General features: G+C 33.1%; 3 protein-coding genes. All 3 read right to left on the minus strand.

Annotation, left to right across the window (positions count from 1 at the left end):
- On the minus strand, window positions 1-565 hold a 565-nt coding region (locus U9Q18_01945; protein MEA3313120.1), incomplete at its 3' end, for a glycoside hydrolase family 3 N-terminal domain-containing protein.
- A 149-nt stretch (window positions 566-714) separates the two neighbouring features.
- A complete protein-coding gene (locus U9Q18_01950; protein MEA3313121.1) occupies window positions 715-1,596 on the minus strand; it encodes a carbohydrate ABC transporter permease in 882 nt (293 codons plus the stop codon).
- Window positions 1,597-1,599: 3 nt separating this feature from the next.
- A complete protein-coding gene (locus U9Q18_01955) occupies window positions 1,600-2,430 on the minus strand; it encodes a sugar ABC transporter permease (protein MEA3313122.1) in 831 nt (276 codons plus the stop codon).
- Between the last annotated feature and the right edge of the window lie 2 nt (window positions 2,431-2,432).

Consider the following 2,432-nt stretch of genomic DNA (forward strand, 5'->3'; position numbering starts at 1 on the left):
GAAAATGTTTGCCACAAGCAATAACCCCCTCTGATTGTATACCCTTTATAAAAGCTACACCTAGTTCAGCAACCAGAGAAGGATCTTCCCCAAAAGAACGTACCCCTATAACAGGATTTAAGGGATTATTGTTAACATCTAAAACAGGAGCAAAATCCATATTAATTCCTACTGCTTTTAATTCATTTGCAACCACCTGTCCCATTTTTTTGGCCAATTCCGCATCTCTTGTTGCCCCTAAAGTCATATTTCCCGGAAAATGCGTTCCCTCACCGATTAACCGATGTACTATCCCGCCTTCTTGGTCAATAGAAATTATTAATGGCAATCCCGGTCTATGATTTACTGAGAATTTCTGTAATTCATTAGAAAGTTCAGACAATTGGCGGAGTGACTCAATATTACGCCGAAAGTATATTATGCCTCCCACATGATAATTTTTAATCATTTCTTCTACTTTCGGGGTAATCTTTGTCCCGAAAAAACCTATTTGAAACATTTGGCCTATTTTTTCTTCAAGGCTCATCTGGTGTAATTTTTCTAAAATTACTTTTTCTTTATCCACTTTGTTTTTTTCCTCTAATTTTTGTTTATAAAACCTTCTAATATATTTATATATTTAATATTCAATCTCTGCCTTTAGGGCTTTTTAAATCCCCATCATTATAAGATTCTATAACTTTTGTACTATGTTTACAGATATTTAAATAAGTATTAACCTTTTATTGCTCCCGAGGCAAAACCTTTGGTAATTTGTTTATGAAATATTGCATATAGAATGATCATAGGAGTTATTCCGATAACCAAAGCTGCAAACTGCATACCATATTCTGAGGCAAGTGGACCAGAGAACGAATAAATACCTACCGGAAGACTTCTCGTTCTATCGCTAGCAGTAAGAATAAATACGAGTATAAATTCATTCCAACAGGCAAAGGAAGTAAGGATAAGAATGGTGACAATAACCGGCCGGCATATTGGTAAAATAATACTGGTAAAAATTTTCCAATAAGTAGCACCTTCTATTTGTGCTGCCTCAATAAAAGAATCTGGTATCTTTTTAATATATTCTGTACCCAAATAAACCGCTAAAGGAAGATTAATTGCTACATAGGCAATTATTACCCCAAAATAGGTATCAGTTAACCCGGCCCGGGTTTCCGCAATAAATAATGGGATGAGAATTGCCTGAATGGTAATAAGTAAGCCTATTAAGAATAAATTATATAAAAACGAGCTTGCCCTATTTTCTATTTTAGCAAATGCAAAAGAGGCCATCATAGAAAAAATAATAGTTATCGTTGTAGAAACAGTCGTATAAATTATACTATTTATCATATATAGGCCCAACTTTCCAATCTTTATTGCCTGGATATAATTATCGAATGTTGGTTTTTTGGGTAAAGCAAGACTATTCTTGATAATCTCTATAAGCGGTTTAAACGAAGAATAAAAAAGCCAAATTAAAGGGTAAATAGTTAATGCAGTAAATAATATAAAAATTGCATACATTGTTGTTTTGTTAAAAATCTCTTTTTGCGTCATTACAGTAGGATATTTTTGCTCTTCCCTTATACTTAAAATAATATTGAACAAAATTTAATCCTCCATAGGTTCAATTTTTGATCTGATAACTCGAATTATAAATATTAAAACAATGCACATAAAAACCATAACTGTAGAAATGGCAGAACCCACCCCATAATTAGCATATATAAAAGAGTAATTATACATATAAATAGCCAATAAGTTTGTATAATAGGCAGGCCCTCCACCGGTCATGGCAAAAACCAAATCAAAACTCTTTAAGCTGCCGGATATAGCCAAAATCATAGTTAATACTATTACCCCGTAAAGTTGTGGAATAATAACTTTGGTTAAAATCTGACTGTTTGTCGCCCCATCAATTTGCGCAGCTTCAATAACATCCGGATTAATATTTTGCAAATTGGCAAGAAAGATAATCAGATAAGTTCCCGTATACATCCAGAGAAGCACAAACCCTATCGGTAACATCGCCAAATTTTTATTAGTCATTATGCTCATCACGTAATCCGGATTTTTGGTAATGCTTTGAATAATTTTTGTTATGGCTCCAATCGGTGAAAAAAGACTCGACCAGAGGATTCCTACAATTACCGTTGAAATGATGCTGGGAAGAAAAACCATCGATTGAAAAAAGTTTCTATATTTTACAAGTTTTCTGTATATAATGTATGCCAGTATAAATCCAATCGGTATCTGACCAAAAACAGATACAAAAATAATAAATAAGTTATTCCTTACCGAAAACCAAAAAACCGGTTCTTTAAATATTTTTATATAATTGGCCAGCCCGATCCAGACCGCGGTATTTTTATAAACATTATATTTGGTAAAACTTAATAAAACTGAGGACATTACTGGAAATGCAATTACTGCCAGATAAATAA

It is taken from the genome of Caldisericota bacterium, from assembly GCA_034717215.1.
Taxonomy (GTDB): domain Bacteria; phylum Caldisericota; class Caldisericia; order Caldisericales; family Caldisericaceae; genus UBA646.